The sequence below is a fragment of the Yinghuangia soli genome (assembly GCF_021502675.1).
In the GTDB taxonomy this organism is placed as follows: domain Bacteria; phylum Actinomycetota; class Actinomycetes; order Streptomycetales; family Streptomycetaceae; genus Yinghuangia; species Yinghuangia soli.
Genome location: NZ_JAKFHA010000004.1, coordinates 283,958 through 306,996 on the forward strand (window position 1 = coordinate 283,958; position 23,039 = coordinate 306,996).

The following is a 23,039-nucleotide window of genomic DNA, read 5'->3' on the forward strand; positions in this document are numbered from 1 at the left end:
GTGGATCCCGGGTACGCGGACAGTGTCGGAGCAACTCCCATCCCCGGAATGCACCGTGGCCGACGGTCCGCCGGGACATGAGGAAGGAGCATCATGGCCGACGAGTGCGCCCGGACGCGCACCACGACGGACCAGGCGGCCCCAGTGCCGCGGCAGCTGCCCCGAGTGCACGAACGGCAAGCGGCACGGAAGGCACGCGCGGCGAGCGCAGCACGAGCCGCGCGCGAGGAGTACGGCACGGACGACACGCAGGACACGCCGGACACCCAGGACACCGACGACAGGAACGACACGCAGACCAAGCCGGCGAGGACGGCCGCGCGGGACGTCAGGCAGCGCACCCGCGCCCTGTTCGCCCGGCTCCGCACCCTCGACGAGGGCACGCCCGAGCACGCCGAGGTGCGCAACGCCCTCGTCGAACTCAACCTCCCCCTGGTCCGGTTCACCGCCGCGCGGTTCCGCTCGCGCGGCGAACCCGTCGAAGACCTCGTGCAGGTCGGCGTCATCGGGCTGATCAAGTCCATCAACCGGTTCGACATCACCCGCGGCGTGGAGTTCCCCACCTTCGCCGTGCCCACCGTCGAAGGCGAGATCAAACGCTACTTCCGGGACGCCGGCTGGGCGGTCCGCGTACCGCGCCGGCTCCAGGAACTGCGCATGGACCTGGCCCGCGCCGACGAGGAGCTGACCCAGTACCACGACCGCGCCCCGACCGACCGCGAACTCGCCGACCGGCTCGGGATCCCCGAAGAGGTCGTGGCGGAAGGGCAGATCGCGCGCAACGCCTACACCGCGGGCTCGCTGGACGCCGCCCTCCCCGGCGATCTGTCCGGCTCGCGCGACGATTCGCTGTCGCGGCGCCTCGCGTACGAGGAACCGGCGTTCGACATGGTCGAGGCGGTCGTCGCGCTGCGCCCGCTGATCGCCGAGCTCTCCGCCCGCGAACGCCTCATCCTGCGGCTGCGCTTCGTCGACGACCTGACCCAGCGCGAAGTGGGCGCACAGCTGGGCATCTCGCAGATGCACGTCTCCCGATTGTTGTCGCGCACATTCACCCGGCTCCGTCGAGGCCTGCTCGACGACCGGCGTGCCGCGACACGCCCGCAGTCACGGCCCTCGGCCGCGCGGCGGCGTCCGCAGAGTCCGGCCCGCCAGGCCCAGGCCTGACGCGCCGTCGACCACGCGTCGACGCCCCGCCTTGGGGAAGCGGCCGATTCGGCCGAGCGGGCAGAGGTCGGCCTTGCCCCGGGGACGGAACACCCCGGGGCAAGGCCCACCGCACCACACTGCACTGCGCCTTTGGGCGCCGCGTGCGCGAACGCGCTAGTCGTCCTCTTCCTCCGCCAGCAGGCGCTCCAGCAGGGCCTGGAACTCCTCGCCCACCACGATCGACAGCGCATCGTCGACCCGGTCGCTCAACTGCACGAACCGGCCCGGGCGCCACCAGTACACGTACGGGCTGATCGGCCCCGGCGCCTCCTCGTGCCGGTACGCCGCGAACGCCGCCATCGCGTTGAGCGCGGGGATCACGTCGATGCCGGTGATCGGCTGGAACGCGAGCAGATGCCGGAAGGGCATCGCGACCAGCGCGCCGTCCGGGCCCAGCTTCGTGCCGGTGAGCTTCTCGACCAGGTCGTCCAGGACCAGGACGCGGCTGGCGGTGAAGAAGGAGTCGCCCATCACCACCCGGAAGACCGTGCCGTCCTCCTGCTTGAACGTGTCGTGGTCCTCGACCGGAAGCGCCCGCAGATTGTTCATGGCCCGGAGCCGGAGCTCGGCGATGTCGCCGAAGGTGGACAGCGCCTCCGCGGGCAGCGTCTGCACGCTCTCGGGCAGGTCGAGGGCGAGGACCTCGCGCAGCCCGGGGGCAGGTGCCGGGGCGTAGCCGAAGCTCGGGTCGTCGGGGAGGTTGTCGGCCGCGGTGATGCGCGGGTAGAGCCGGGCCCACAACTCGTCGGTGGGCAGCGTCTCCACCGCGGACGGGGCGTCCATCGCGCGAACCAGCTTGTCGACGTGGTCGCGGATCAGCGACGGCCAGGCGCGCGGCCCGCGTTCGTTGTTGTGGCAGCCCGCGGCCAGGTTGTAGAGGTTGTAGCTGCGGTTCAGGTTGTCGGTCATGTGGTCGGCGAACACCGTGACCTCGAGCCCGCGTTCGGCGAACGCCTCACGGGTCAGACCGCGCAGCCGGCGGCCTTCCTCGACCGAGAGGAACTCGAACGCGGGGTCGCGCGGCGCCTCGCGCGGATCGCGCTGCGGCCCCCGTCGGAACAACCCCACACGTGCCTCCTCCGCGGCCGCCCGGCCGAACGTCCGGCCGAGTGCCGCAACGTCTTCGATGGTATCGGGCGGTCCGGCCGCCCGGCGGAGGTGCGACGGGCGGCCGGGGAGGCCCGGGAGCGGCGTCAGGCCGAATCCCGGCGCACCACCAGCGGCTCGTGCTCGGGGATCAGCGGCAAGCCGTCCCCGTGCGTGCGGTCGATCAGGTCCATCAGGACCCGGACGTGCATCTCCGCGAAGCTCGTGGTGTGCAGCGCGACCGTGCTCAGCCGCGGGGTCACCAGTTCGCACAGCGGGGTGTCGTCCACGCCCAGCACCGCGATGTCGCCCGGCACCGACAGCCCGGCATCGCGCAGCGCCCGCAGCATCAGCGCCGCGAACTCGTCGTTGTACGCGAAGACCGCGGTCGGCCGGTCCGCGGCCAACGCCCAGCCGCGCGCCAACGCCAGCGCGGCTCCGTGGTCGAACGGCATGTCCACGCGGGCGAGTTCGATGCCGTGGTCGGCAGCCGCCTCGACCACGCCGACGTAGCGCAGCTCGCCGGGCTCGCGCAGGTCGCCGGTCGGCACGATCGCCGCGATCCGCCGGTGCCCCTGTTCGGCGAGGTGGTCGACCGCGACCACGCCGATGCGCTTCTGCTCGAAGACGACGGTCGGCGCGTACGGCACCGACTCCTCGCCGACCAGCACCACGGTCTGCACGCCGTGCTGGTGCAGCAGCTCCACGGACTCCGGCGTACAGCGCCAGGTGTCCGCGAGGATCGCGCGCGGCCGCAGCTCGGCCCACGCGCGGGCCGCGTCCATTCCGGTGAGCTTGCGGTCGCCGTGCACGATCAGGACCAGGCCGCGTTCGGCCAGCGCGTCGCGCGCGCGTTCGAGGAGGGTGTCGATGGCGTGTCCGAGGGGCCACCGCGGCATCGCATAAACGACGAGGTTGCTGGTGCCGGCCCGGAGGGCGCGGGCGCCCGCGTTGGGCGAGTAGCCCAGTTTGCGGACGGCGGCGAGCACCTTGTCCCGGGTGGCATCGCTGATGCCGGAGCCGGGGACGTCGTTGAGTACGAAGGACACCGTGGTGCGGGACACGCCTGCGGCCCGAGCGACATCTGCGCTGGTGGGCGCCTTGCCGGGTCGAGGGACTTTGGGCATGGGTTACCGGGTCCTCACATGAGGGTTTGAGGGTTGATACGAGAGGTTGCCATGCCGCCCGCCGGTTTGGTTCCCGGGGGGCAATGCGACGTACGTCACCTTCTGTTTACGCGATCTTCATCCCATGCCATGATCCGTGCACCGCAGCTGACACGTGTCAGTAACACGAGTCAGTTAAACGTGTCAGCAGCGGTCGACCGGTCCGCTTCTTCACCCCGTGCGACAGCGAGTCAGGGGGCGGGCCGCGACACCCCTCCTCCGACGACTCGGTGATAGACATGACGCAGAGCAACGTTGCGGCCCGCGAAGCCGCTGCGGTGATCCCGCCCCAGATGGGGCCGGTGGACTCCGCCGGGAAGCCGCGCTACAAGCTCGGGCCCCTCTATGTGACGCTCCCGCTGGCCAACCTTGCGCTGTACCTGGTGTGGATGGGTGTGGGTTCGTTCCTCATCCCGATGCAGGTCACCGCGATCAAGGGGCACAACGACCCGGACGCGCTGAAGAACGCCGTGGCGATCGGCGCGGCCCTGGCCGCGATCGGCAACCCGGTCTTCGGCCAGATCTCGGACCGCACGCGCTCGCGCTTCGGCCGCCGCGCCCCCTGGATGCTGCTCTGCGCCGGCCTCGGCGCGCTCGCCCTGATCGGCCAGGCCAACGCCAAGTCGATCGGCGTACTGGCCATCACCTGGGGTGCCGTCCAGTTCATCCTGAACGGTTACCAGGCGGCGCTGACCGCCGCCATGCCGGACCGCATCCCGGCCGAGAAGTACGGCATCTTCTCCGGCCTGGTCGGCCTGGGCATCCCGCTCGGCATCGTCGTCTCCGCCTACACCATCGGCGGCATCGACCTCTCGAAGCTCGGCATCGACGGCATCGTCGGCGGCTTCGACGGCAAGTTCCAGGGCGAGAACGGCTACTACCTGATCGCCGGCATCCTGATCGCCGCGATGCTGATCTTCGTCTTCCTGTCGCCGGACAAGTCCAGCAAGGGCATGCCGGTCGAGAAGTTCAACTTCGGCAAGTTCCTCTCGAACTTCTGGGTGAACCCGAAGCAGCACCCCGACTTCGCCTGGGCCTTCCTGTCGCGCTTCGGCGTGGTGGCCGGCTACTTCATCGTGCTGACCTACAACTTCTACATCTTGATGGAGTACATCAAGATCAAGCCCCAGGACACCCCGTCCACTATGGGCTTCCTGATGGTCGTCAACGCGATCTGCACCGTCATCGCCTCGATCGTCGTGGGCAAGCTGGTCGACCGCTTCGGCGTCATCAAGCCCTTCGTGCTCGGCTCGGGCGTGCTGGCCGGCCTGTCGCTGTTCATCCCCATGATCTGGGCCAGCGTCGACGGCATGACGGCGTTCAACATCGTCAACGGCTTCGCGTTCGGCATGTACATGGCCGTCGACATGGCGCTGATCACCAAGGTGCTGCCGCGCGGCGAGGACGCCGGCAAGGACATGGGCCTGATCAACATCGCCAACGCGGCCCCGCAGGTCGCGGCCCCGTTCATCGCGTCCTGGATCGTCGACGCGGGCGGCTACGAGGCGATCTTCCCGGTGGCCGCATGTATAGCCCTGGCCGGATCGGTGCTCGTCGTCAAGGTGAAGAGCGTCCGCTGATCCGGATCTGCTGAATCGCAACAGCACGGCGTCGGCCCCCTCCCCGAAGTACTGGGGTGGGGGCCGACGCCTTCGCGTATAGAACACCGCTCGGGCCGGCCGGGTCACTCGTGTGCCGCGTACTCGTGGCCGCGGTGCCCGGCCGGCTCCAGCTGGATCGTGGAGTGCCGTACGTCGAAGTCGCCGCCCACGATCGCGCCCACCCGGTCCAGGACCGGCCCGATCCGGCCCTCCCGGATCACCGCGTCGGTCACCGTCAGATGCGCGGTCAGCGCCGGCATCCCGCTGGTGACGGTCCACGCGTGCAGGTCGTGCACCTCGGTGATGTCCGGCTCGGCGAGCAGCCGTTCGCGCAGCGCGCCGAGGTCCAGGTCCTTCGGAGTGGCCTCCAGGAGCACGTGCAAGGTGTCGCGGAGCAGCAGGTACGCCCGCGGCAGGATCATGGCGACGATCACCAGCGAGGCGATCGGGTCGGCGAGCGTCCACCCGGTGGTGGCGATGATCACACCCGTCCCGAGCGCCGCCACCGACCCCATGGTGTCGCCCAGCACCTCCAGATACGCGCCGCGCATGTTGAGGCTGTGGTCCTTGCCGCCGCGCAGCAGGAACAGCCCGACCAGGTTGGCCGCGAGGCCGAGGAGTGCGGCGGCCAGCAGCGGGCCGGTCTTCACCTCCGGCGGGTCGCCGATCCGCTGCACCGCCTGGTACGCGATGAACGCCCCGATCCCGCCCAGCATCATCGCGTTGACCAGCGCGGCCAGGATCTCGACCCGGTAGAGCCCCCAGGTGCGTTCCGGGGTCGGCTCGCGCTGCGCGACGGTCACCGCGACCAGCGCGAGGGCCACGCCGCTGGTGTCCACGAACATGTGCAGGCTGTCCGAGAGCAGCGCGAGGCTGTTGGACAGCAGCGCGCCGATGAGCTGCACGACCAGCACCACGCCGGTGACGCTGATGGTGATCGCGAGCCGCTTGCGGTACGCCGCACTCACCGTGCCGCCGCTCGCCTTCGGGCCGTGGTCGTGCCCCATGTACCGCCGCCTCCGCTCCGCCGCGCCCGCGGGTTCCCGCGCAGTCCCATGATCGGCGGGCGGAACGGGCGGGCCGCGGCGACGCGCGGGGCGGTCCGGGTGCGGCCGGGGTGCGTCCGGGGGACGTCAGCGCCGGGGCGGCCCCTGCGGCGGATACCCGGGCGGACCCTGCGGCGGGTAGCCCTGCGGTCCGGGCGGCGGATACCCCGGGTGGCCTTGCTGCGGATAGCCCTGCGGCGGGTGCTGCACCGGGCCGTGCGGACCGCCGGGCCCGCCCCACGAGTTGTTCTGGTAGCCCTGCCGGCCCATGCCGAGCGGGCCGCCCTGGTGCTGGACCATGTCGGGCGGGGACACCTCGGTCGACTGCACGAGCACCCAGCCCTCGCCGATGAAGCTCAGCATCCAGCCCTCGCCGGTCTGGCCGCGCCGCCGCCACACCCGGGACGACACGGTCTGCGCCTCCAGCCGGGTGGTGAGGTTCGACGACCAGGCCACCACGGCGTCCGCGTCCACGAACACCTCGCTGCGCGGACCGACCTTCATCACCAGCGGAGTTCCCGGCGTGGTGAGGGCGATCATGCCGGTGCCGCCGATCAGCAGGCCGTTGGAGCCGGGACCGGAGAGCCGGGCCTCCGCATCGATGGCGACCGGCGACCAGGTGAGCCCCGGATCCAGCGCGAGCACGCTGTCGTTGTCGACGATGATGCCCTCGTTCGCGAGCGCGACGAGGTGGATGGACTGGGCCTGGTTGGCGAGGTAGACGACGCCGGTGCCGGTGCACCGCATGAGCGACATGAACTCGGCGCCGTACGCGGCGGCCCGCATCTCGCCCTGCGTGGGCATGTAGCCGTCGAAGTCCACCGCACCGGTGAACGCGATCATCGCGCCTTTGCGCGCCAGCAGTTCGGGCGCCGCCTGGCGGTCCAGCGCGACCCGCAGGATGTGCGGGTTCTGCAGCGTGAAGCGCTCGCTCGACGTGATCGCCATGTTCTCGAACAAGGGACTCTGCACTCGTACATGATCCCTGGTCACGGGGTCCGACGGAAAGCGGGAACCCCATCGTGTCGGTGCGGTCCCCGTCGTCGTAGGGTGCGGGGACGCAGATGTCTGTGACACCGTTACAGAAGTCGCCCGAACGCCGCCCGAAGGGGAGCCATGACCGACACCGCCGCGCCCGCCCACCGCCCGGTCCCCGACCTCGGCCGGGTCGGCCTGTGGACCTCCGCCTTCGACTTCCTGCCGGTCCCGCAACTGCGCGACACCGCGGCGGAGCTGGACGCGCTCGGCTACGGCGCGCTGTGGTGGGGCGAGACCGTCGGCCGCGAGACCTTCACTCAGGCCCTGTTGCTGCTCGAGTCCTCGCCGCGCATCCCGGTCGCCACCGGCATCGCCAACCTGTGGGCCCGCGACGCAGTGGCCACCAACGGCGCCGCCCGCACGCTGCTCGACGCGCACCCCGGCCGCTTCCTGCTCGGCCTCGGGGTCAGCCACGGCCCGCTCGTCGAGGGCCTGCGGCCGGGCGGCAACGTGTACGACAAGCCGCTCACCCTGATGCGCAACTACCTCGACGCGCTGGACGCGTCCATCTACTTCGCGGCCGGCGGCGAACTCCCGCGGCCGCCGCGCGTGCTGGCCGCGCTCGGCCCGCGCATGCTCGAACTCTCCCGCGACCGCGCCGAGGGCGCGCACACCTACCTGGTCACGCCCGAGCACACCGCGCAGGCCCGCGAGGCCCTGGGGGCCGGCGGCTACCTCGCGGTCGAGCAGGGAGTGGTGCTGACCACCGACCGCGAGACCGCCCTGCGCCGCGGCCGCGAGCACCTCAAGCCGTACATCAACCTGCCGAACTACCGGAACAACTGGCTGCGGCTCGGCCTGACCGAGGCGGACTTCGCGGACGGCGGCAGCGAGCGCCTCGTGGACCTGCTCGTCGCCTCCGGCGACGAAGCCGCCATCCGGACCCGCATCGACGCGCACCACGCCGCCGGCGCGGACCACGTGTGCGTCCAGGTGCTCGGCGAGTCGATGGTCGATTTGCCGATGGACGACTGGCGCACCCTGGCCCCGGCGCTGCTGGGTTGATACGGGAGCCGGGGCCGCGCCGGCGCGCATCGCACCGTCGGCGCGGACTGCCACGCGGCGTCGGTGGTCGATCTGGCTATGGACGATTGGTCGCACGCGGCTACCGGCGCTGCCGGGTCAGAACGAAGGCTGGGCCGCGAGCGGGCACCGGAGCGCTGCGAGGCAGCACGACGAACCGCCGCTGCCGCTGCCGCTTCCGCGGATGCGAGTGCGGGCGTGCATGGGGGGGTGGCTCACCGCGCTGGCCTCCGGGGCGTCTTCGGCCGCGTGCACCGGCGCTCCGCCGGGCATGCCGCTGCCGCGGGTGAGGGTGGGGGCGGGGGTGGGGTGGCTCGCCGCGCCTGGCCGCCGTTGTGGCTTCGGCCGCGAAGGCCGGCGCTTCCGCCGGGAAGTTGGGGCCTCGCCCGCCTCGCCTGCATGCTCGTCTGCGATGCCCGGCTGATCCGTGCGCCACGCCTGCTCCGCCCAGCTCAGAATGAAGGGCGGGCCGCGAGCGGCCCCGGAGCGCGGCGAGGCAACTCGACGAACCGCCGCGGCGGATGCGGGGGCGAGTGCGGGCGTGGATAGGTGGGTGGCTCGCCGCGCCAGGGCGTCTTCGGCCGCGTACACCGGCGCTCCGCCGGGCATGCCGCTGCCGCCGGTGAGGGTGAGGCCGTAGGTGGGGGCGCGGGTGGGGTGGCTCGCCGCGCCTGGCCGCCGTTGTGGCTTCGGCCGCGAAGGCCGGCGCCTCCGCCGGGAAGTTGGGGCCTCGCCCGCCTCGCCTGCATGCTCGTCTGCGGTGCCCGGTTGATCCGTGCGCTACGCCTGCTCCCCCCAGCGCGGAGCGCGCGTCGTACTGTGCGCGGGGCCAAGGACGTCCCGCCCCGGGGGCTTCGGTCGTGTGGGTCGGCGCTTCCGTCGGGCATGTTGCGGCCTCGCCCGTCTCGTCCGCATGCTCGTCTGCGGTGCCCGGGTGCCTCCGTGCGTCACGCTTCTTGCGCCCTGCGCGGAGTGCGCGCGGTATTGAGGGCGGGAGGGGCCAAGGATGTTGCGCTCGTGGGCTTGGCGGCTTGCTCGGCCTCGGAACGCGCGTCGGACTGAGCGTGGGAGGGGCCAAGGGCGTTCCGTCCCCGGGGCTCGGCGGCTTGATCAGGTTGCTGGTTTGTCGCGCTGCTACCGTCCTGCTCCGCCCTTTGCGGAGCGCGTGTCGTACTGTGCGCCTGGGGGAGTAAGCCGCCGGGCTTTTGCGGTGGGTGATTCGGGGACTGCGTGGGGGAGTTGGCACTGGCCGCCGTCGAAGATGCCGCGGTGCGTTCGGGTGAGGCCGGGCCCGGCGTGCGTGGGCGGGACGAGACAGTGCCGGCGGGTGCTCGGTGGGTGTCCGGCTGGGCGTCGGCCCTCGTCTGCGCCGCGGCGGCGCTCGCGGTGTGCCTGTGGCGGATCCGGGAACCCGTCCTGTGGCGCGACGAACTGGCCACCTGGACCGCGTCGTCCGACCGCAGCCTCCCCGAACTCCTGCGCATGCTCGGCAACGTCGATGCCTCCGCCGGCGCCTACTACCTGTTCATGCACGGCTGGACGGCGGTCTTCGGCGACTCGGTGCTTGCCCTGCGCCTGCCCGCGGCTCTCGCGATGGCCGGCACCGCGGCCTGCGTCGCGGTGCTCGGGCGCACGGCGTTCGGCCCCAGGGCCGGACTCGCGGCCGGGCTCGTCTTCGCGCTGATCCCGTCGGTGTCCCGGTACGGCCAGGAGGCCCGCGCGTACGGCTTCGTCTGCCTGACCGCGGCGGTCTCCACCCTGCTCTTGACCCGGGCGCTGCGGACCCCGCCGTCCGCGCGGCTGCGCACCTGGGCCGGCTACGCCGCGACCGTCCCGCTGCTCGGCGCCTGGCACTTGGTCGGGCTCGCCACCCTCACCGGGCACGCCGCCTGGGTGCTGGCGGCACACCGCACCGCGCTGCGCCGGTTCGCGGTCGCGGTCGGCACCGGACTCGCGGTGCTCGCCCCGCTCGCCGTCCACGCCGCAGGTCAGCGCGGGCGGCAGATCGACTGGATACCCCGGCCGAAGCCGGACGACGTGCTCACGTTCCTGCCCCGGATGACCGCGTCCGGCCCGGTCGCGGTCCTGCTCGTCGTCCTCCTGCTCGCCGCGTGGCGCGGGCCGGACCGCGGTGCGGCCCGTGCCTACACCGCGATGGCGCTCGTCCCGATCGCCGCCGTGGCCGCGATATCGGCGGTGGCGGACACCTCGTACTTCCTGCCGCGCTACTTGCTCGGCACCCTTCCGGCGTGGGCGGTCCTCGCCGGGGCGGGCATCGCCGCGTTGTCCGCGGGGCGCGTGCGGCGGCCGCGCACTCAAGGCCTCGTCGCCGTCGCAGCCGTGGCCTTGGTCGCGGCGCTCGGGCTGCCCGACCACGACGCGATGCGCCGGCCCGGAGCGCACGAAGAGCGCGACTACCCGGTGCCGGTCACGCTCTCCTGGGTGGACTACGAGGGCGCGGCCCGGATCATCCGGACCGGCCTGCGGCCCGGCGACGGCGTCGTCTACTCCGCGGTCGACCAACGGCTCTGGCACGTCGACACCGGCGTGCAGTACTACCTGCGCGGCGGGCCGCAGCCGATCGACGCGCTGCTCGGCCGGTCCGGAACCGCCCGCGACGACTTGTGGGCCTACGACTGCGCCGACCCCGACCCGTGCCTGGACGCCGCAGGCGCCGAACGCATCTGGCTGGTCGCGGTGGTGCTGCGCGGCGAGCCCCGCGACCCCTACACCCCGCTGTGGGGCGAGACCGCGCGGGCGCTCAAGGCGCGCTACCACGTGGTGCGCAGCGAAGCGGTCGCCGGCGTGTACGTGAGCCTGCTCGAACGCGGCGCGACCCCGGGCGCGGCGTGCCCGCCCGGGCTGCGCCTGGCGGGCCCGTTCGGGCGCCCCGAGCGGACCTGCGACGGCGGCCCCGTGCCGACCTGACCCGGTGCCGACCTGACCCGGTGCCGCCGGGCGGCGCGGCTCAGGGACGGGCGTCCTGGAGGGCCTCGACCGCCGCGTCCACGTCGGCCTCGGTCGAGTAGATGTGGAAGGACGCGCGGACCCGGCCGGCCCGGACCGCGGCCCGGATGCCGGCCCGCTGCAGGGCCGCCTCCGCGCCTGGGACGTCCACGGTCACGATCGCGCTGCTGCCCGCGGGCCGCCCGAGCGCGGTCAGGAAGCGGTTGGCCAGCGCCACGTCGTGCGCGTGGATCGCCGCCACCCCGATGTCGCGCACGACCTCCAGCGCCGGGGCCGCGCCCACCCACGCGAACCAGGCCGGCGAGGTGTCGAAGCGCCGCGCGTCGCGGGCCAGCCGCAGCGGCGGGCCGTAGTACGAGGAGTGCACGTCCTCGCCCGCGTACCACCCGGCGGCGACCGGCACGAAGCGGTCGCGGACCCCGGGGGCGAAGTACGCGTAGCCGGTGCCGCGCGGGTTCATCAGCCACTTGTAGCCGCCGGCCGCGAAGACGTCGTAGCGCGCCGCGTCGACCGGCAGCCAGCCGGCCGCCTGGGTGCCGTCCACCACGACCAGCGCACCGGCCGCGCGGGCCGCGGCGAGGATCTCCGCGTCGTCCGCGATCGAGCCGTCCGCGGACTGCACGAGGCTGTAGGCGACCACGTCGGTGCGCTCGTCGATCGCCGCCGCGAGCTTGGCGAACGGCACGGCCGCGACCTCGACGCCGCGCGGCTCGTGGACCATCCACGGGAAGACGTTGGAGGTGAACTCGATGTCCGGGACCACCACCCGGGTGCCCGGGGCGAGCCCCGCGGCGACCGGGGCGAGCAGGCCCGAGACGTTCGCGCCGACCGTGACGTCGGCCGCCGGGACGCCCACCAACTCGGCGAACAGCGCCCGGGCGCGCTCCGTTTCCTCGCCCCACGGCTCCCAGCTGATGCGTCCGGTGCGCCAGTCGCGCTGCGCGGCGAGGACCGCTTCGTACGCGGGAGTCGGCGGGAGTCCGTAACTGGCGGTGTTGAGCCAGCCGGGCTGCGGTTCCCACAGGGCGCGGGCGTGATCCAGGTCCATTTCCCGACCGTAGGACGCCACTCGCGGAACCGGGAAGGGCCATTTGGCCGGAGGTGGCTCCCGCATCGGCCATGTGCGGCCGACGGCAGGAGCCACCTCCAGGGCGGCGTGTGGCGCACAGGGGCGGCGCCACACACCGCCGGCCGGCGCGTGTGCCCACAGGGGCGAGGCTCGCGCACCGGCCTTCGTGGTGGTCTGCGGTGAATGTAGCGGAGTGCACCGGAAAACGTGGAGTGTTGCACGAAGTCCAGGGAAATACCGGGAAGTACGGTTCGTTCGTGCCGAGCAGTAGCGCGCCGGGCCGGGCTACGCCTTGCTGCCCGGGTCCCCGTCGGTGCGGGCCTGCAGCCAGTCCGGCCAGGGCACCGGCGGATTCGGCAGCGGGGTGATGTCCCGTTCGGCCAGGAGGCGCTGGAAGCCCTCGCGGTCGTCGGGGACCGCACGCGGGTCGCCGGCCATGATCTCGTACAGCGTGGCGCCCTCGGGGCCGGCGATGAGCGGCCCGAACGCGGCCCCCTGTTCGAGGGTGATGTGCGTGCCCGCCGGGCAGGGGCGGTCCCCGATGAGGACTTCGCCCGCGACGACGAACACGTAGTGCTCGGACATGTGGCCGTGCCGTTCCACCACGACGCCCGCGTCGTACCGTGCGTAGATCACCATGCGCTCGGGGGTCCACTCCAGGAACTTCTCCCAGACCGACACCCGGCGGCCGCTGTGCGACTGCGCCTTGACCTCGTGCCAAGGCTTCTCGGCGATGTGCGTGATCGTCAGTTCCGGCTTGCCGTCCGGCATGGTGCACCCCTCGCGGACCGTGGAGTCGGGCCAGGTCCGCCCGGCACCGCGGCGGCCCGGCCGGGGCCGGTCCTGCGGCGTGGTGAAACCTAGCCGTTGGGAAAATAGTTTGCAAGGTCCACTATCCACCTTGCGGCCCCTACGATGGCACGCGACGGCTCCCCGCAGTCCGCGGGGGCAGCCGGGCATCCGCAGCCGGGAGGCGTTCATGCGTGAGTTCACGTCGTTCGACGAGTTCGCGGCCTGCAAGGGCGAGCATCTGGGGTACGGCGAATGGCACGTCGTCGACCAGGACCGCATCGACCGGTTCGCCGACGCGACCGGCGACCACCAGTGGATCCACGTCGACCCCGAGCGCGCCAAGGAGGGCCCGTTCGGCACCACGATCGCGCACGGCTACCTCACGCTGTCCATGATCCCGGTGCTCGGCAAGGACATCTTCCGGCTCGACGGCCCGAAGATGCTGGTCAACTACGGCACCGGCAAAGTGCGTTTCCCCAGCCCGGTGCCGGTCGGCTCGCGGCTGCGCGCCGGTGCCGAACTCGCCGACGTGCGCGACGTGCCGCAGGGCAAGCAGATCACCGTGCGCTACACCGTCGAGATCGAGGGGCAGGCCAAGCCGGCCTGCGTCGCGGAGAGCCTGGTCCTGGTCGTGCTCTGACCGTCCGCGCGCCGCGGCGGCCCGGTTCCCCGTTGCGGGGCCGCAGCGCCGGGAGCCGGTCCGCCGCCATGCCGGGAAGGCACCGCAGCGGACCGGCAACTCGCCTGTCTACTGGATCACTTGCCTACTTCAGGCCGATGCGGTCCATGTAGAGCACGCCGGCGTTGTACACCTCGACACCGGTGATCTTGTCGTTGTAGATGGGCCCGACCACTGCTTCGGAGTACACCCACAGCGGCATGTCCTGCACGATCGCGCGCTGCAGGTCCGAGTACGCCTGCTTGCGTACCGACAGGTCCGCACTGCCGCGCCCGGTCGCCAGCGCCTTGTCGGCCGCCGGGTTGTTCCAACCGCCGTAGTTCAGCGGGCTCTTGGAGTAGAAGGCCAGGAACAGCTGCGGCTCCGGATCGGGGATCCAGCGCTGCGACAGCAGCCCCTGGAAGTCCTTCTGGATCGCGGACTTCTGGATGTACGCGCCGATCTCCAGCGCCTCGATCTTCATCGTCACGTTCTGGTAGGTCTGCAGCCTGCTCTGCATGTACTCCGCGGTCTTCTGCGACGACGGGTTCTGCGGGATCAGGTAGGTGAAGTCGACCTTCTTGCCCTCCGCGGCCAGTTCGTTGAACAGCCGCTGCGCCTCGGTCTTGTCGTACGCCGGCTGCGTCAGGTTGGGGTCGAAGAACGGCGACGTCGCCGCGAACAGCCCCTTGGCCGGGATGTACCCGTTGTTCAGCGTCTTGGGGATGTCCGCCGGGTCCATCGCGATCGAGACGGCCTTCCGAGCCCGCGGGTCGTCGAACGGCGCGCGCGTGAGGTTGAACATGAAGTACTGGCCGCCGTCGACCTTCAGCGCCATCGCGTGCGCATCCGACGCGCCCCGGGCCAGCAGCGCCGGGTCCGAACTGGTGAAGATGTCCGCCTGCCCGGTCTTGACCGAGCTCAACTGCTGCTGGATGTCCGGGACGTTCTTGACGGTGAACCCGTCCAGGCGCGGCAGGCCCTTGTCCTTCTGCCAGTACAGCGGGTTGCGCGCGAACACCTGCTCGCTGCCGCGCGCCCAGCTGCGCAGGACGAACGGACCCGCGCCCACCGGCTGCGAGCCGTACACCTCGGGACCCTTGGCGAGTTGCTGCGGCGACTCGATGTAGGTGAGCTCCTGGGCCATCGTGCGGTCGAAGTTCTGGTTGGGCGCGGGCGGGGTGACCTTCAGCGTGAGCGGGTCGACGACCTCCAGCTTGAGCCCGGTGGCCGCGGCGCGGTGCAGCGACGCGGTGGCCGGATTCGCGTGCATCTCCCAGTTCGTCTTGACCGCGGCCGCGTCGAACGGCGTGTTGTCGCTGAACACGACGCCGGAGCGCAGCTTGAGCGTCCAGGTCGCCCCGTTGTCCGCGGTGGTCAGGGACTCGCCCAGATGCGGGACGACCTTGCCGGTGGCCGGCGCGATCGCGAACAGCGGGTCGTACAGCGCGTTCAGGCGCGGTTCGTCGGTGACCGCGACGTAGGCGGACCGGAACGGGTCAAGCTGCGCGGAGTCCTGCACCGCCAGCATGGTGATGGTGCCGCCCTGCCGGGCGGGCGCCTGGGCGCTGGCCGCGCCGGTGGCCGCCGGTGGGGCGTTCGTCGGATCAGGGGTGTTGCCGTCGTCGTCGGAGCAGGCGGTCAGCGCGATCGCGGCGGCCGAGAATACGGCCGCGGACCGTCTGAAGCGTCGGCGGGGCGGTGCGAAGCGGTGCAAACTGTTCCACCTCCAGCGGGCGGGGAACGGTCCTGGCGGGGACCGTCGCAGGGCATGGAGTCGCGAGAACGTCGTGCCGTGGCAAATTGCTCGGTGCGCAGTGCGGACTACGGAGTACACGGACCACGAAGTACGGAGAGCAGACTGCGGAAACGGCGTGCGAAGTGCGCGTGCGGATGGCGCACGCCCGGCACCGCGGACGCCGGACGCAGCGGCGCCCGGCTCGTCCGTGCCGGGCGAGAGCAGACAGGGTAGGGCCGCCCGGCGAACATGACCATGGCAACCGGTGGGGCAACTGCGCGGTGCCCCGCGGATCATCGACACGTGTCACCCCGGACCCCGCCCGGCCGGGGGCGGCCCGCGACCGGTCCGCGACCGGCCCGGGGTCAGGCCGCTTCGTCCACGCCCGTGAACGCCGCCCACAGCGCGGCGTACCGCCCGCCCAGCTCCAGCAGCTCCTCGTGGCTGCCGGTCTCCACGACCCGGCCGCGGTCCACGACCGCGATGCGGTCCGCCTTGGCCGCCGTGGTCAGCCGGTGCGCGACGACCAACGTGGTACGCCGCTCGGCCAGTTCGTCGGCGGCCCGGGTCACCGCGGCCTCGGTGGCCAGGTCCAGCGCCGCGGTCGCCTCGTCGAGCAGCAGGATGTCCGGGTCGACCAGCCGGGCCCGGGCCAGTGCGATCAGCTGGCGCTGCCCGGCGGACAGCGTCCGGCCGCGCTCGCCGACCTCGTGCAGGTAGCCGCCGGCCAGCCCGGCGATCGCGTCGTGCGCGCCGACCGCCCGCGCGGCGGCCTCGACCTCGGCGTCCGTCGCGTCCGGCCGCCCGTACGCGATCGCGTCGCGCACCGTGCCCGCGGCCAGGTAGGCCTCCTGCGGCACCACGCCCAGCCGGTTCCGGAACTCGGCCAGGTCCCGGTCCCGCACGTCCACGCCGTCCACCCGCACCGCGCCCCGGTCCACGTCGTAGAACCGCGCGACCAGCTTCACCAGCGTCGACTTGCCCGCACCGGTCTCGCCGACCAGCGCCACCGTCTCGCCCGGCGCGATGCGCAACGACACCCCGGAGATCGCCTCCGGTGCCTTGCCGCCCGCATCCGCCGCGCCCGGGGCGGTGCGGTACGCGAAGTACACGTCGTCGAAGACCACTTCGCCCTTGAGCCCGCCGGACGGCACCGGCACCGGCTTCGCCGGGGCAGGCGTCGAGGTCGGCGTGCGCAGCAGGTCGCGGATCCGCCGCAGCCCCACCGCCGCCTGCTGGTAGCCGTCGAACACCTGGGACAGCTGCTGGATCGGCGCGAAGAACATGTCGATGTACAGCAGGTACGCGATGAGCGCGCCCGCGGTCATCGTGCCCGCGTCCACCCGGTACGCCCCCACGATCAGCGCCAGCGCCGCCGCCAGGCTGGACAGGAACTGGCCGAACGGGAAGTACAGCGCGATGTAGCGCTGCGCGGTGAGCCGCGAGTCGTAGTAGTCGCGGCTGCGCTCCGCGAACCGCGCCGAGTTGCGCTCCTCGCGCCGGAACGCCTGCGCGGTGCGCATCCCCGCGACGTTCTCCTGCAGGTCCGCGTTGACCGCGCTGACCTTCTCGCGGGCGTCGTCGTAGGCCGCCGACGAGCGCTTGCGGAAGACCACGGTCGCGGCGATCAGGATGGGCAGCACGCTCATCACCACGAGCGCCAACTGCCAGTCCAGGATCAGCAGCGCGGCCATGATGCCGAAGAAGGTCAGCAGGCTGACCACCGCGCTGACCAGGCCGGTCTGCAGGAACGTCGACGCGGCGTCCACGTCGGTGGTCATCCGGGTCATGATCCGCCCGGACATCTCGCGCTCGTAGTAGTCCAGGCCCAGCCGCTGCAGATGCGCGAACGTCTTCACCCGCAGCGTGTACAGCAGCCGCTCGCCGGTACGCCCCGCGATGCGCACCTGCGCGACGTTGACCAGCCAGTCCGCGGCGACGACCAGCAGCGCCAGGGCCGAGACCGCGAGGATCGCGTCGGTGGCGGCATCGGACACGCCGCGGTCCACGCCTGCCCGGATCAGCGCGGGCAGCGCGAGCTGCGCGGCGGCGTCCAGCGTGACCAGCAGCAGACCGATCAGCAGCGGGGTCCGGTACGGGCGCAGCAGGGACCGCAGGGTGAAACGCGGGTCCTCGGCCCGGGCGGCGCGGTCGTCGACGCCGGGCTCGTCGGTGGCCGGCGGCAAGGCGTCGACCTGCGCGAGGAGTTCCGGGGTCGCGGACATCATGGCCGCGAAGCCGGGCCCGCCGGCCCCGCCGCGGCCGCCCGCGCCCGGACCGCCGCCGATCGAGGCGGCCCCCGACCGCGCGGCGGCCTCCGCGGCGGCGGCCGCCGCATGGCCCTCCTCCGCGGCGGCATCCCGCTGCCACAGGCTCGGGGTGACCCCGTCCACCTGCACCTCGGCTGCGGCCGCCGCCGAGGCCCGCGGAGCGGGGGCGTGCGGATCGGCGGCGTCGCGGCCCTCGGCGTCGTCGCCCGGGCCGGACAGCAGCAGCCGGAACAGCGGGCAGCGCTCGTCCAGTTCCCGGTAGGTGCCGATGTCGACCAGGCGGCCCCGGTCGAGCACCGCGATCCGGTCGGCCAACTGCAGCGTCGAGCGCCGGTGCGCGATCAGCAGCGTGGTGCGGCCCGCCATCACGCGGCGCAGCGTCGCGTGGATCTCCGCCTCGATCCGCGGGTCCACCGCCGACGTCGCGTCGTCCAGGAGCAGGATCCGCGGGTCGGTGATCAGTGCCCGGGCCAGCGCGATGCGCTGCCGCTGCCCGCCGGACAGCGTCAGGCCCTGCTCGCCGACCACCGAGTCGTAGCCGTCCGGCAGCTCGGCGATGAACCGGTCCGCCTCGGCGGCCCGTGCCGCGGCCCGCACCTGCGCGTCGGTGGCGTCCGGCCGGCCGTACGCGATGTTGGCCCGGACCGTGTCGGAGAACAGGAAGGAGTCCTCGGCGACCAGCCCGATCGCGGCGCGCAGCGAGTCCAGGGTCAGGTCGCGGACGTCGTGGCCGTCCACCCGGATCGCGCCGTGCTGCACGTCGTAGAAGCGCGGCAGCAGCATCGACACCGTCGACTTGCCGGAACCCGACGTGCCGACCAGCGCGAGGGTCTCGCCGGGCGCCACCGCGAGCGTGAGCCCGTCGAGCACCGGCCGGGAGGCGACGTAGCCGAAGGTCGCGCCGTCGAACTCCAGCCCGGCCGCGCACGACGCCAGGGGGACCGCGTCCGGCTTCTCGGTGACCAGCGGCTGCGAGTCGACCACCTCGTAGACCCGCTCGACCGACGCGCGGGCCTGCTGGCCCATGGTCAGCAGCCCGGCCAGCAGCCGGACCGGGCCGACCAGTTGCCCCAGGTAGGTGGAGAAGGCCAGGAACGTGCCCAGCGTGATGTCGCCGCGGATGGCCAGCCAGCCGCCCAGTCCCAGCACGCCGACCTGGCCCAGCGCCGGGATCGCGGTCAGCGTGGGGGAGTAGCGGCTGTTCAGCCGGACCGCGCGCATCCGGTTCGCGAACAGCCGCTTCCCGGCGTCTTCCAGGCGGGCGACTTCCTGGCGCTCCTGGCCGAAGCCCTTGACCACCCGGACGCCGGAGACCGCGCCGTCCACGACCCCGGCGAGCGCGGCCGCTTCCTGCTGCGCCGCCCAGGTGGCCGGGAACAGCTTGCGCCGGGACAGCCGGGCGACCGCGAACAGGCCCGGGCCGACCGCGAGCGCGACCAGGGTGAGCAGCGGCGACAGGGTCAGCATGATGACCAGCGAGATGACGAACAGCAGCGCGCTGCCGGTCAGCATGGGCAGCATCGCGAGGACGCTGGAGATCATGTTGATGTCCGAGCCGGCCCGGCTGACGATCTGCCCGGTCTGCAACTCGTCCTGGCGGGCGCCGTCCAGCCGGGACAGCGCGCCGAAGACCTGGGTGCGCAGGTCGTACTGCACCTCGAGGGAGAGCCGGCCGCCGATGTAGCGCCGCACGTACGCCGCGGCGAAGGCGATCACCGCGGCCCCGACCAGCAGCGCGGCCAGCGGCGCGAACGAGCTGCGGTCCCCGGCCACCGCGTCGTCGATCACCGCGCGCTGCACCAGCGGCACGAACGCGGTCACCGACATGCCGACCATGGACGCCCCGAACGCCCACAGCACGCTGCTCTTGTGCTGCCAGCAGGCGGCCAGGATGCGGCGCAGCCACCCGCGCCCGGAAGCGGCGCGCGGGGGCTCGGAGGCGGCGGGCGCCGCAGCGGTGGTCACAACCTTTGAGTCTAGGTGCTTAGCCGATCTAACGATTCCCGAAGGGCCGGGCCCGGGCGGCCGGCGGATGTGCGGGCGCCTACAGGTAGTCCTCCAGGCGGGCCAGCGCGAAGCCCTGCGCGGTCACCTCGCGCAGCGTCAGCCGCAGCATGTCGGTCATGCTGCCCTTCCACGTCTCCGGGCCCCGGAAGTGCGTCAGGATGATGTCGCCGGGATGGAACTTGCGGTCCCCGTACCGGTACTCCATGCGGTCCGCGAACGCCTCCTGGTTCCACAGCGGCACCGCGGTGACCCCGCAGCTCGCCGCGGCCCGCAGCGTGGCGTCGGTGTACTCGCCGAACGGCGGCCGGAACAGGTGCGGGCGCACCCCGATCTCCTTGAGCAGGTTCTCCTGCTGGTTGCAGATCTCGCGGTGCTGGCCCTCGTCGCTCAGCTTGCGCAGGTCCTTGTGGTTGATCGTGTGGTTGTGCACCGCGACGCCCTGCGTGTGCAGGTCGCGGAAGTAGCCGTAGTTCGGGCGCGCCAGATAGTCGGTGACGAAGGCGCTGACCGGGATGCCGAGTTCCCGGATCATGCGGGAGAACTCCGGATCCTTCTCCAGGCCGTCGTCGATGGTCAGGAAGACGACCTTGTCGGTGGTCGGCACCCGGCGGACGATGGGCGGCAGGCCCGGCTTGGTCACCACGTGCTGCCCGTTCGCGGCCAGTTCCGGCTTGGCGGCGGGCGGCGCGGGCGCGAACAGCGGCATCGCGGGCAGGCCCCAGCGCTGCGCGGCGGCCGCGCGGGCGACCCGCAGCTCCTCCTGGCGCGCCGCGGCGGCTTCGGCCGCCTTCACGGCCTGCGCGGCCTGCAGCGACCGCGCGGCTTCCGCGGCCTGGGCTTCCGCGGCCGCCTTCGCCTTCGGGTCGGCCGCACCCGGAACGGGCTTGGGAGCGACGTCCGGACCGTCCGCGGCAGCCGACGCAGGCGCCTTGGCCTTGCGCTGAAGGCCGGGGGAGTCGTCGGGCGACGCGCATGCGGCTGCGGTGGCCGCGGCCAGGACGCACGCTGCGGCGATCCGGCGTCGGCTTCGTTCCCGGTTCGTGGGGATCACCTCCGGTCTGCGGCATATGACCGACGATCTTTCCCCAGGCCGCGCCGCGGTGAATCGCCTGTTCACCCGTACGCCCGACATTTGCCCGGCGCCGGTACGGCGTTCGGGTGGCCGCGGCGCGGCGCAGGTGCGGACGAGGCGACCGGGGGCGCGGAGGCACGGCGGCGCGCCGCGGTGAAGTCGGGCATCCGGCCTGCGCAGTTCGGCCTGCGCAGTTCGGGATGCGGGATCGCCGGGGGCGGGTTATAGCGGCGGTATGCCCGGACCCGGCCGGAGCGCCGAGAGGTCCGTCCCGCGGTGCCGCGACCGGCTTGCGGCGGGGCCTGCAAGGGGGTCGGGGCGGATTCCGGAAGGGACACGGGCACCGCGCGGACGGGCGCAGGAAGTTCCCTCGTCGGAGTGAACTTGCGTGTCCTGGGCCCGATCCCGGGGCTCTGCTTCACCCGTGCGGCGCAACGTTGCGACGGTGAAACGCGACAAAACCCTAGAGTCATGCCGCCGTCACGCGGGGTGACGGGTCACGGTGCCGGAGTCCCGGGTGGAACGGCATCGCGCTCGAGGAGGAAACAGGCATGAGGTTCGGATTCCGACGAGCGGCCGTCCTGGCCGTCGCGGTGTTCTTCGGCTCGATGGCGTCGTTGTACGTCCCGGCCGCGCGGGCGTCCCAACTCCCGCGGGTGCCGCGGGTGCCGGATCCGTTCCTGCCGGCGTACTTCGCCTTGCCCTTCCCCGGGCCGCTGTGGACCGTCTCCGGGACGGCTTCCTTCGGCTGATCCGTTCGTCCTGCCTCCGCTGCTGCGCCGCCCTCCGCGGCGGGCCCTCACCGCGAACAACGCGGGACGGCCTGGTCAGGACACGGTCCGCAGCGTCGAAAGGCTGTTCCCGGGACGCCAATCCACCGATCGGCGGAGTACGGAGCCGGGCGGCAGGGCCCGGCGCCGGCCCGTCGGCAGGGTACGGCGGCATCCGAGACTGCCGGAGCGGGGGGGGGGGGGGCGCGGCGGGGGGGGCGGCGCGCCGAGAGCGGGAGCGGGGGGCCCCCGCCCCGCGGGCCCCCCCCCCCCCCCCCCGGCCCCCCCCCCCGCTCCGCGTTTCCGGGTCGTCAGGCCGCGCCGGCCTCCGGGGCGGATTCGACCGCGAGCAGTTCCTCGGCCAGCGCCGAGAGGTCCAGGTCCAGCACCTTGGCGAGCTGCGCCACGGTGAAGAACGCGGGCAGCGCGATCGCGCCGCGCTCGATCTTGCGCAACGTGTCCAGCGGCACGCCGGACTCCGCGGACACCTGGGCGGCGCTGCGCCGGCCGCGCGCCTCGCGCAGCACCTGGCCCAGCACCCGGCCGCGGTCGCGCTGTTCGTCGGTCAGAGGGGTACGCACCATGCCCACGATTATATGGCCTGTATTCTTTGGCAGGTATTCTTTGGTGTGTATTATTTGGCCATACGCGAATGCGGTGGGCTGCCCGACGACGGGCCCGTGGCCCGGATCGACGAGGCAGAGAGAAGGCAGAGATGGTGTCCCTGAAAAGTGCGGCGGAGCTCGACCTGATGCGGGCCGCGGGGCGCGTGGTGGCGGAGACGCTCGCCGCGGTCGCCGCGGCCGCCCGACCCGGCGTCACCCTCGCCGAGCTTGATGCGCTCGCCGCCGCGCACATCCGGGCCGCGGGTGCCGAGCCGTCGTTCCTGGGCTACCGCCCGCACGCCTCGCTGCCGCCGTTCCCCGGCGTGCTGTGCCTGTCGGTCGACGAGGTCGTCGTGCACGGCATCCCGGACGGCCGCGTACTGCGCGGCGGGGACCTGCTGTCCGTGGACTGCGGCGCGATCGTCCGCGGCTACCACGGCGACGCCGCCGTCACCGTCGAGGTCGGCGCGGTCGACGCCGCGGGCCGGCGGCTCGCCGAGGCGACCCGCGAGGCGCTCGACGCGGCCGTCGCGGTGATGGTCCCGGGCGCGCGCCTGGGCGATGTGGCGTACGCGGTGCAGGAAGTGGCCCGCTCGTACGGCTACGGCATCCTGGCCGACCACGGCGGGCACGGCATCGGCACCGCGATGCACGAGGACCCGCACGTGCCCAACACCGGGCGGCCCGGGCGCGGTTACCGGCTGCGCGAGGGGCTGGTGCTGGCCATCGAGCCGATGTTCCTCGAAGGCGGCCGGGACGACTACCGGGTGCTGCCCGACCGCTGGACCATCGCGACCGCCGACGGCACGCGTGCGGCGCACTTCGAGCACACCGTCGCGGTGACCGCCGACGGACCGCTGGTCCTCACTGCGGCCTGACCGGGGCCTGAATGCAGCCTGACCGGGCCCGACCGCGGGCCCGG

16 protein-coding genes and 1 pseudogene are annotated in these 23,039 nt (G+C 72.8%); 7 read left to right on the forward strand and 10 right to left on the reverse strand.

The genetic code is table 11. The features are described from left to right. Positions 1–93 precede the first annotated feature (93 nt). Positions 94–1,074, forward strand: a pseudogene (locus LZ495_RS10265) (SigB/SigF/SigG family RNA polymerase sigma factor); the annotation flags it as partial. Between the two features lie 249 nt (positions 1,075–1,323). Here the strand turns inward: LZ495_RS10265 and LZ495_RS10270 are convergent. After that, positions 1,324–2,277, reverse strand: coding sequence for a hypothetical protein (locus LZ495_RS10270; protein ID WP_235051757.1), 954 nt, complete (start codon positions 2,275–2,277; stop codon positions 1,324–1,326). Between the two features lie 125 nt (positions 2,278–2,402). Then, positions 2,403–3,422, reverse strand: coding sequence for a LacI family DNA-binding transcriptional regulator (locus tag LZ495_RS10275; RefSeq protein WP_235051758.1), 1,020 nt, complete (start codon positions 3,420–3,422; stop codon positions 2,403–2,405). Positions 3,423–3,700: 278 nt separating this feature from the next. On the opposite strand from LZ495_RS10275, the gene LZ495_RS10280 reads away from it, so the two are divergent. Next, positions 3,701–5,041, forward strand: coding sequence for an MFS transporter (locus tag LZ495_RS10280; protein WP_235051759.1), 1,341 nt, complete (start codon positions 3,701–3,703; stop codon positions 5,039–5,041). Positions 5,042–5,145: 104 nt separating this feature from the next. On the opposite strand, the gene LZ495_RS10285 is transcribed toward LZ495_RS10280, so the two are convergent. Beyond that, the gene (locus tag LZ495_RS10285) at positions 5,146–6,069 is read right to left on the reverse strand and encodes a cation diffusion facilitator family transporter (protein ID WP_235051760.1); all 924 of its coding nucleotides are present in this window, start codon (positions 6,067–6,069) and stop codon (positions 5,146–5,148) included. Between the two features lie 126 nt (positions 6,070–6,195). Then, positions 6,196–7,080 carry an AIM24 family protein gene (locus LZ495_RS10290; protein WP_235051761.1) on the reverse strand — a complete coding sequence of 295 codons (885 nt, stop codon included), beginning with the start codon at positions 7,078–7,080 and terminating at the stop codon, positions 6,196–6,198. Positions 7,081–7,224: 144 nt separating this feature from the next. Between LZ495_RS10290 and LZ495_RS10295 the strand changes: the two genes are divergently transcribed. Beyond that, positions 7,225–8,151 (forward strand): LLM class F420-dependent oxidoreductase, encoded by a 927-nt coding sequence (locus tag LZ495_RS10295; RefSeq protein WP_235051762.1) that lies wholly within the window; start codon positions 7,225–7,227, stop codon positions 8,149–8,151. Between the two features lie 1,356 nt (positions 8,152–9,507). Next, positions 9,508–11,097, forward strand: a complete 1,590-nt coding sequence (locus LZ495_RS10300; protein ID WP_235051763.1) for a glycosyltransferase family 39 protein — start codon at positions 9,508–9,510, stop codon at positions 11,095–11,097. Between the two features lie 40 nt (positions 11,098–11,137). Here LZ495_RS10300 and LZ495_RS10305 read toward each other — a convergent pair whose 3' ends face one another. Together LZ495_RS10305 and LZ495_RS10310 are read right to left on the reverse strand one after the other, a co-directional pair. Then, positions 11,138–12,184, reverse strand: coding sequence for an aminotransferase class V-fold PLP-dependent enzyme (locus LZ495_RS10305; protein WP_235051764.1), 1,047 nt, complete (start codon positions 12,182–12,184; stop codon positions 11,138–11,140). 306 nt (positions 12,185–12,490) lie between these two features. After that, positions 12,491–12,976 (reverse strand): hypothetical protein, encoded by a 486-nt coding sequence (locus LZ495_RS10310; RefSeq protein ID WP_235051765.1) that lies wholly within the window; start codon positions 12,974–12,976, stop codon positions 12,491–12,493. Between the two features lie 208 nt (positions 12,977–13,184). Between LZ495_RS10310 and LZ495_RS10315 the strand changes: the two genes are divergently transcribed. Continuing rightward, on the forward strand, positions 13,185–13,637 hold the full coding sequence (locus tag LZ495_RS10315) for a MaoC family dehydratase (RefSeq protein WP_235051766.1): 453 nt from the start codon (positions 13,185–13,187) through the stop codon (positions 13,635–13,637). Positions 13,638–13,761: 124 nt separating this feature from the next. Here the strand turns inward: LZ495_RS10315 and LZ495_RS10320 are convergent, their stop codons facing one another. From LZ495_RS10320 to LZ495_RS10330, 3 genes are all read right to left on the reverse strand, one after another. Beyond that, on the reverse strand, positions 13,762–15,372 hold the full coding sequence (locus LZ495_RS10320; RefSeq protein ID WP_235051767.1) for an ABC transporter substrate-binding protein: 1,611 nt from the start codon (positions 15,370–15,372) through the stop codon (positions 13,762–13,764). A 386-nt stretch (positions 15,373–15,758) separates the two neighbouring features. Next, a complete protein-coding gene (locus LZ495_RS10325; protein WP_235051768.1) occupies positions 15,759–19,628 on the reverse strand; it encodes an ABC transporter ATP-binding protein in 3,870 nt (1,289 codons plus the stop codon). 79 nt (positions 19,629–19,707) lie between these two features. Continuing rightward, complete coding sequence (locus tag LZ495_RS10330; RefSeq protein WP_235051769.1) at positions 19,708–20,721, reverse strand: polysaccharide deacetylase family protein; 1,014 nt, start codon at positions 20,719–20,721, stop codon at positions 19,708–19,710. Positions 20,722–21,293: 572 nt separating this feature from the next. Here LZ495_RS10330 and LZ495_RS10335 point away from each other — a divergent pair. Further along, the gene (locus LZ495_RS10335) at positions 21,294–21,494 is read left to right on the forward strand and encodes a hypothetical protein (RefSeq protein ID WP_235051770.1); all 201 of its coding nucleotides are present in this window, start codon (positions 21,294–21,296) and stop codon (positions 21,492–21,494) included. A 329-nt stretch (positions 21,495–21,823) separates the two neighbouring features. Here the strand turns inward: LZ495_RS10335 and LZ495_RS10340 are convergent, their stop codons facing one another. After that, entirely contained in the window at positions 21,824–22,096 is a 273-nt protein-coding gene (locus LZ495_RS10340; protein ID WP_235051771.1) for a helix-turn-helix domain-containing protein, read from the reverse strand. A gap of 131 nt (positions 22,097–22,227) precedes the next feature. Here LZ495_RS10340 and map point away from each other — a divergent pair, with 131 nt between their 5' ends. Further along, the gene (map, locus tag LZ495_RS10345; protein WP_235051772.1) at positions 22,228–22,995 is read left to right on the forward strand and encodes a type I methionyl aminopeptidase; all 768 of its coding nucleotides are present in this window, start codon (positions 22,228–22,230) and stop codon (positions 22,993–22,995) included. The last annotated feature ends 44 nt before the right edge of the window (positions 22,996–23,039 follow it).

What these genes read in the sequence shown, in the direction of transcription:
- LZ495_RS10340 (WP_235051771.1), bottom strand. Translation starts at nt 22,096, where the DNA reads ATGGTGCGTACCCCTCTGACCGACGAACAGCGCGACCGCGGCCGGGTG.
- map (WP_235051772.1), top strand. Translation starts at nt 22,228, where the DNA reads ATGGTGTCCCTGAAAAGTGCGGCGGAGCTCGACCTGATGCGGGCCGCG.
- LZ495_RS10315 (WP_235051766.1), top strand. Translation starts at nt 13,185, where the DNA reads ATGCGTGAGTTCACGTCGTTCGACGAGTTCGCGGCCTGCAAGGGCGAG.
- LZ495_RS10280 (WP_235051759.1), top strand. Translation starts at nt 3,701, where the DNA reads ATGACGCAGAGCAACGTTGCGGCCCGCGAAGCCGCTGCGGTGATCCCG.
- LZ495_RS10285 (WP_235051760.1), bottom strand. Translation starts at nt 6,069, where the DNA reads ATGGGGCACGACCACGGCCCGAAGGCGAGCGGCGGCACGGTGAGTGCG.
- LZ495_RS10335 (WP_235051770.1), top strand. Translation starts at nt 21,294, where the DNA reads ATGAGGTTCGGATTCCGACGAGCGGCCGTCCTGGCCGTCGCGGTGTTC.
- LZ495_RS10310 (WP_235051765.1), bottom strand. Translation starts at nt 12,976, where the DNA reads ATGCCGGACGGCAAGCCGGAACTGACGATCACGCACATCGCCGAGAAG.
- LZ495_RS10295 (WP_235051762.1), top strand. Translation starts at nt 7,225, where the DNA reads ATGACCGACACCGCCGCGCCCGCCCACCGCCCGGTCCCCGACCTCGGC.
- LZ495_RS10275 (WP_235051758.1), bottom strand. Translation starts at nt 3,422, where the DNA reads ATGCCCAAAGTCCCTCGACCCGGCAAGGCGCCCACCAGCGCAGATGTC.
- LZ495_RS10305 (WP_235051764.1), bottom strand. Translation starts at nt 12,184, where the DNA reads ATGGACCTGGATCACGCCCGCGCCCTGTGGGAACCGCAGCCCGGCTGG.